This is a genomic window from Vibrio makurazakiensis (genome assembly GCF_050337375.1).
Taxonomy (GTDB): domain Bacteria; phylum Pseudomonadota; class Gammaproteobacteria; order Enterobacterales; family Vibrionaceae; genus Vibrio; species Vibrio makurazakiensis.
The window spans coordinates 1-6,472 of the sequence record NZ_JAKJSW010000221.1 but is presented as its reverse complement, the minus strand read 5'-3'; the positions used below and the strand labels follow the sequence as shown (position 1 = coordinate 6,472).

The following is a 6,472-nucleotide window of genomic DNA, read 5'->3' as shown; positions in this document are numbered from 1 at the left end:
TTTTTAATGTTGCTTGCTCATTACTTCCGCCGTAGCTCAGTTGCGATAAATACTGAGAGCTTTTCCCCAATGCTTTTTGTACAGTCTCATTTTCCATTACCTGGGTATTACCTGTCGCACGAATAAGAACTTGCTCCATTCCCTGCTTTCGAGCAGTGGCTTCAGGAGTTTTATCCTCATCGTTAATCACGACTTCTGAGCTGTAAATATCAACTTGAGTTAACGCGTAACTAGGTAAAGCCAAGCAACTCATAATAAACAATGCTAAATAGCGCATACTGATCCTAAACTTCAAAGCGTATTGTAGGATGATAAGCAACTATGAATCCTTGAGCAAGGGCGCTAAGTGATGTCTCAGTCATAATTGGAGCAGCAATATCGTAACTTCACACCACAGTTCGAGAAACTAGCGAACTAAAGCACGATAAAAGTGGATTTCCTGCTAACTAATAGAAATAAACATGACCTAGACAACATAGCAACCGTTTGCTAAATGATAAAATCCCGCCAATTTTATTTACCCCAAAAAGGATTCATTATGAAAAACGCCTTACAGGGTGCTCAAATGTTATTTGTGGCATTCGGTGCATTGGTGTTAGTACCACTGCTTACTGGGCTTGATCCGAACGTTGCTCTGTTCGGTGCGGGTGTCGGTACCCTATTATTTCAACTTATTACCCGTCGCTCTGTACCTATCTTCTTAGCTTCTTCTTTTGCTTTCATCGCTCCAATTATGTTTGGTGTTCAAACTTGGGGAATAGGCGCAACCATGGGTGGCTTAATGGCTGCAGGGGTTGTGTATGTGTTAATGGGAGCTGTGATTAAGATCAGAGGCGTCGCGTTCATTCATAAGCTGCTGCCTCCAGTCGTGGTTGGCCCTGTTATTATGGTGATTGGTTTAGGCCTAGCGCCAGTCGCTGTCAATATGGCTCTAGGTAAGACAGGCGATGGCGCAGTTCAACTTATTGATGCGAATGCAGCTCTGTGGATTTCTTCAATTTCGTTATTAGTAACTATCGCAATCAGTGTCTTTGCTAAAGGCTTCTTGAAATTGCTGCCAATTTTCGGGGGGATTGTTGCAGGTTATGTCACTAGTTTAATTTATGGCGTCGTCGATTTTTCTGCTGTTACTCAGGCGTCTTGGATATCACTACCAACCTTTGTTGCTCCAGAATTTAACATCAACGCCATATTCTTCATGGTATTTGTAGCGATTGCACCTGCTGTAGAACACGTAGGAGACATGCTGGCTATTTCTAATGTGACCGGTAAAGATTACCTCAAAAAACCAGGCTTACACCGCACAATGACAGGTGATGGTGTGGCTACCATTGCAGCTTCAATGATGGGCGCTCCACCTAATACGACTTACAGTGAAGTGACAGGAGCAGTCATGCTAACCAAAGCATTTAACCCAGTTATTATGACCTGGGCCGCTGTTACTGCCATTGTGTTGGCATTAATAGGAAAACTAGGCGCATTACTTCAAACCATTCCGGTACCGGTAATGGGTGGCATTATGATTTTGCTATTTGGTTCGATTGCTACAGTTGGTCTAAATACACTGATTAAAAATAATGTCGATTTACATAAGTCACGTAACTTAGTCATAGTGGCTGTAACTTTGGTATTTGGTATCGGTGGGATGGCTTTTGGTATCGGTGAGTTTAGCCTGCAAGGGGTCAGCCTATGCGGCATTATTGCAATTCTACTTAACTTAATTCTTCCTCAGGACTTAGGTGAGAATCATGTGGTCGATAATGCTCAAGTAGATRAGAAAGAAACTCTTTCTTAATTTTGATGAGCTAACCGAAAGATCTAATCTCAAATTACAAAAATAAAAAAGGCTTGATGATGACATCAAGCCTTTTTAGTACCTAATTAATTGCTATCAAGCGAATTACTGAGTACCGAAGATTTTGTCGCCTGCATCGCCTAGACCAGGAACAATGTAGCCCTTGTCGTTCAGCTTCTCATCAATCGCTGCAGTGTAAAGCTCTACGTCCGGGTGAGCTTTTTCTAGAGCAGCAATACCTTCTGGCGCTGCAACTAGAACTAGAATCTTAAATACTTTACAGCCCTGCTCTTTCATAAGATCGATTGTAGCGATCATAGAGCCACCAGTAGCTAGCATTGGATCAACAACAAGAGCAATACGCTCGTCGATGTTAGAAGCAAGCTTGTTAAAGTATGGTACTGGTTCTAGTGTTTCTTCATCACGGTAAATACCAACAACACTGATACGTGCACTTGGCATATGCTCAAGAACACCATCCATCATGCCTAAACCAGCACGAAGAATTGGTACCACTGTTACTTTTTTACCTTTGATTTGGTCTACTTCTACTGGGCCATTCCAACCATCGATTGTTACAGTCTCAGTTTCAAAATCAGCTGTCGCTTCATATGTTAGAAGACTACCCACTTCTGTTGCTAGCTCACGAAAACGCTTAGTGCTAATGTCACCTTCACGCATTAGGCCAATTTTGTGTTTTACTAGTGGGTGTTTCACTTCAACAACTTTCATTTCCAACTCCGGCAAATTTAATCAAACCTAGAGATTATACATGTTTTCCGGCAATTTTTCCGAATGTTTATTTGTATAAAAAAAAACTCGCGCAAACGTTTGCTCTTATCGATTAAGCCCTGTTAGAATAGCGCCGTTTTCACATCCAACTTAAGTTCGAGGACTATCCCGTGAGTGGTAATACTTCTTCTCTAAGCTACAAAGACGCTGGTGTTGATATCGACGCAGGTAACGCACTAGTAGACCGTATTAAAGGTGCAGTAAAACGCACTCGTCGCCCTGAAGTAATGGGTGGTATTGGTGGCTTTGGTGCCCTATGTGAACTTCCAACTAAATACAAAGAGCCTGTACTTGTTTCAGGTACTGACGGCGTTGGTACTAAACTTCGTTTAGCTCTGGATTTGAAAAAGCACGACACGATTGGTATCGACCTAGTGGCTATGTGCGTGAATGACTTGATCGTTCAAGGTGGTGAGCCTCTTTTCTTCCTAGACTACTACGCAACAGGCAAACTAGACGTTGATACTGCTGCTGATGTTGTTTCTGGTATTGCTGAAGGCTGTGTTCAAGCAGGTTGTGCACTTATTGGTGGTGAAACTGCTGAAATGCCAGGCATGTACGAAGGCGACGACTATGACGTAGCTGGCTTCTGTGTTGGTGTTGTTGAAAAAGCAAACATCATTGACGGAACAAAAGTTGCTGCTGGCGATGCACTGATTGCTGTTGGCTCAAGTGGTCCACACTCAAACGGTTATTCTTTAATTCGTAAAGTTCTAGAAGTTTCTGGCGCTGATAAGAGTGAAGTACTAGAAGGTCGCACTATTGGCGAACACCTACTAGAACCAACTAAAATTTACATCAAATCAGCGCTAAAAATGATTGCTGAGCATGACATTCATGCTATCTCGCACATCACTGGCGGTGGTTTTTGGGAAAATATCCCACGTGTTCTTCCTGAGGGCACTAAAGCAGTTATCGATGGTAAGAGCTGGGAATGGCCTTCTATCTTCAACTGGCTACAAGAGAAAGGTAACGTGGAAACATTCGAAATGTACCGCACTTTCAACTGTGGTGTAGGCCTAGTTATCGCTCTACCTAAAGATCAAGCAGACGCTGCTGTTGAATTGCTGAAAGCTGAAGGCGAAAACGCTTGGGTTATCGGTGAAATCGCAAATGCTGAAGCAGGTGAAGAACAAGTTGAAATTAACTAATAACTTTTATGTTAATTGTGCAGGCCTATAAGCCCAAGCAATATTAGTCATTTCACTCGAATGAGGACCCTATGGTCCTCATTCTGCTATTCAGCCCTCAGAAAACCTTAATATATATAGGTACATTTCWATAAACCTGTTTTTATTGAATTCACTTTGAACCAACGAGTTAGACCTACTACATGAAAAATATTGTCGTCTTAGTATCTGGAAGTGGAAGTAATTTACAAGCTATCTTAGATGCATGCGAAAACAAGGTAATCGACGCGTCTGTCGCTGCTGTTTTCTCAAACAAATCAGATGCCTTTGGTTTAGAGCGAGCAAAATCTGCTAATGCTGCTGCACATTTTGTTGATCCGAAAGCTTTTGAGTCACGTGAGCATTTTGACCAAGAGCTCATGAACCAAATTGATCGCTACCAACCAGATCTTGTTATTCTTGCTGGTTACATGCGAATTCTTAGTGCTGATTTTGTGCGTCACTACCAAGGTAAGATGCTCAACATTCACCCTTCCCTACTTCCTAAATACCCAGGCTTGCATACTCACCAACGAGCAATAGATGCCAAAGATAGCGAACATGGAACCAGTGTTCACTTTGTAACGGAAGAGCTAGACGGCGGGCCAGTGATACTACAAGCGAAAGTACCCGTGTTTGAAGATGATGATCCACAATCATTGGCTAGTCGAGTACTTGTCCAAGAACACCAAATTTATCCACTCGTCAGTCAGTGGTTTATTGAAGGTCGCTTAAATATGATTGATGGAAAAGCGGTTCTAGATGGGAAAGAACTAGGTGCTCACGGTTACGCTGAAGAGTAGCCACACCTCTACAAATGAACACAAAAAAGGCTGATAAATTATCAGCCTTTTTAGATCAAGTAACAGCGGTAAGTTAACTTAATGGTTCGGTAGGAGCTTGGCTCAGAACCTTTTTAGGTGCGTAGGCCACATCCACCAGCGAGTCTTTATTGCTATCAATTAGCTCCCCGAAGTGAAACAGCGCGTATTCGCCTGGTTTCATTCGAGCCCATTGCTCATTATCTGTTAGCGGTTGAGTTGCCACTACAGAAACCACATCATTAGGCGTAGTCTCTTCTTGGAAGTTGATTTCGACATCTTCGTCAATCAAACTTGCCTTACCAAAAGGCGCTCGACGAGTGATCCAATACAAGTGATTGGTACAGTAAGTCATTACATACTCACCGTCACTCAACAACATGTTAAAAACGCCTTTGTCTTTCAGTTTGTCACAACACTCGGCAACAAACTTAAACATTCCCTCAAGGTCTTGAGGAGGTTCAGGGTAACGCTCTTCAAGCTGTTTCAACAACCAACAAAATGAGAGTTCACTATCCGTTTGCCCTACTGGACGAAAGCGCCCACCGATTAGGTCATCATAATCCGTTAATTGACCGTTATGCGCAAAAGTCCAATATCGTCCCCAAAGCTCACGAGTAAAAGGGTGAGTATTTTCTAAATTCACACCGCCGCGGTTTGCTTGTCGGATATGACTAACAACAGCACAACTTTTAATTGGGTAGTTTTGAACAAGAGCTGCGATTTTTGACTCGCAACTTGGGTTTGGATCTTTAAACGTACGGAAGCCTTTCCCTTCGTAAAAGGTAATGCCCCAGCCATCGCGATGAGGGCCAGTATTACCGCCACGCTGCATTAAGCCTGTAAAGCTAAAACAAATATCTGTAGGTATATTTGCGCTCATACCGAGCAATTCACACATGGTCTAACATACTCCCTGCTTTAAACCATTATTGGAGCCCGTGAGGCTCCAATCATCGTAACTATGTCGCTATTTATTCCATCTCTTTTTCAACAAGTTGAATGATGATGTGAATAATCTTAATGTGGATCTCTTGAATGCGGTCTGCATAACCAAAGTGTGGTACGCGGATTTCAATATCAGCGCAGCCTGCCATTTTGCCGCCGTCTTTACCGGTTAGAGCAATCGTCTTCATGCCCTTAGCTTGAGCTGCTTCAATCGCTTTCAAGATGTTTTCAGAGTTGCCTGAAGTTGACAGACCAAACAGCACGTCACCAGAGCGGCCTACCGCTTCAACATAACGCGAGAATACAAAGTTGTATCCGAAGTCATTACTTACACACGATAGGTGGCTTGGATCAGAAATTGCGATGCCCGCGAAACCTGGACGGTTTTCACGGTAACGACCCGTTAACTCTTCAGCGAAGTGCATTGCGTCACAGTGAGAACCACCGTTACCACAAGACAGAACTTTACCATCTTGCTTAAAAGAGTCTGCGATCATCTTTGCTGCTGCTTCAATCTGAGCAATATTATGATCATCACTTAGAAATTTATTTAGAACGTCAGCAGCTTCGGTCAATTCGCTTTTAATCAAATCTTGATACATAAGGCTTATCTCTTATTTTTATTCAAGCAACGTGTTGCTCGCAGAATGAGAATGAGGGTCTTTCTCCCTTTTACCAGAGTTTACCCAGAAACATTTCATAGTGTCGACACTTAAGCGGAAAGATTGCCTGCTTTATTAGATTCCTTTGATCAGTTTGTACATAAATACACCACCAACCTCTCAAGTTTAGAATATTCACTCTACTCAGATCACTTTTTGCCCAGCCCGCAACTTTACAAGCATTTAACATTCCGATTACAGTTGACTGGTTCGACCTCTTAAACTAAACATAACAATAWTGATGTCTGAAAAGGAACTCAACTATGGACATATTGCTCTCCCTAC

Annotated in this window: 7 protein-coding genes; 3 read left to right on the top strand and 4 right to left on the bottom strand. The window is 42.5% G+C overall.

The features are described from left to right. Nucleotides 1–277, bottom strand: a 277-nt coding sequence (locus tag L4C33_RS18375) for a DUF8605 domain-containing protein (protein WP_428813861.1), incomplete at its 3' end; no start/stop codon positions are given. A 261-nt stretch (nucleotides 278–538) separates the two neighbouring features. Here L4C33_RS18375 and L4C33_RS18370 point away from each other — a divergent pair. Next, entirely contained in the window at nucleotides 539–1,795 is a 1,257-nt protein-coding gene (locus L4C33_RS18370; protein WP_428813860.1) for a uracil-xanthine permease family protein, read from the top strand. A gap of 105 nt (nucleotides 1,796–1,900) precedes the next feature. Here L4C33_RS18370 and upp read toward each other — a convergent pair whose 3' ends face one another. After that, nucleotides 1,901–2,527 (bottom strand): uracil phosphoribosyltransferase, encoded by a 627-nt coding sequence (gene upp, locus L4C33_RS18365; protein ID WP_428813859.1) that lies wholly within the window; start codon nucleotides 2,525–2,527, stop codon nucleotides 1,901–1,903. Nucleotides 2,528–2,697: 170 nt separating this feature from the next. Here upp and purM point away from each other — a divergent pair, with 170 nt between their 5' ends. Together purM and purN are read left to right on the top strand one after the other, a co-directional pair. Continuing rightward, nucleotides 2,698–3,738, top strand: a complete 1,041-nt coding sequence (gene purM / locus L4C33_RS18360) for a phosphoribosylformylglycinamidine cyclo-ligase (RefSeq protein WP_428813858.1) — start codon at nucleotides 2,698–2,700, stop codon at nucleotides 3,736–3,738. 182 nt (nucleotides 3,739–3,920) lie between these two features. Then, nucleotides 3,921–4,559 (top strand): phosphoribosylglycinamide formyltransferase, encoded by a 639-nt coding sequence (purN, locus tag L4C33_RS18355; RefSeq protein WP_428813857.1) that lies wholly within the window; start codon nucleotides 3,921–3,923, stop codon nucleotides 4,557–4,559. A gap of 73 nt (nucleotides 4,560–4,632) precedes the next feature. Here the strand turns inward: purN and L4C33_RS18350 are convergent, their stop codons facing one another. Together L4C33_RS18350 and lpcA are read right to left on the bottom strand one after the other, a co-directional pair. After that, nucleotides 4,633–5,478 (bottom strand): class II glutamine amidotransferase, encoded by an 846-nt coding sequence (locus L4C33_RS18350; RefSeq protein ID WP_428813856.1) that lies wholly within the window; start codon nucleotides 5,476–5,478, stop codon nucleotides 4,633–4,635. 73 nt (nucleotides 5,479–5,551) lie between these two features. Continuing rightward, nucleotides 5,552–6,127: a D-sedoheptulose 7-phosphate isomerase gene (gene lpcA / locus L4C33_RS18345; RefSeq protein WP_428813855.1), complete on the bottom strand. Its 576-nt coding sequence runs from the start codon at nucleotides 6,125–6,127 to the stop codon at nucleotides 5,552–5,554. Between the last annotated feature and the right edge of the window lie 345 nt (nucleotides 6,128–6,472).

Excerpts from the sequence above, each read along its gene's own strand:
- purN (WP_428813857.1), top strand. The coding sequence starts at position 3,921 with ATGAAAAATATTGTCGTCTTAGTATCTGGAAGTGGAAGTAATTTACAA.
- L4C33_RS18350 (WP_428813856.1), bottom strand. The coding sequence starts at position 5,478 with ATGTGTGAATTGCTCGGTATGAGCGCAAATATACCTACAGATATTTGT.
- upp (WP_428813859.1), bottom strand. The coding sequence starts at position 2,527 with ATGAAAGTTGTTGAAGTGAAACACCCACTAGTAAAACACAAAATTGGC.
- lpcA (WP_428813855.1), bottom strand. The coding sequence starts at position 6,127 with ATGTATCAAGATTTGATTAAAAGCGAATTGACCGAAGCTGCTGACGTT.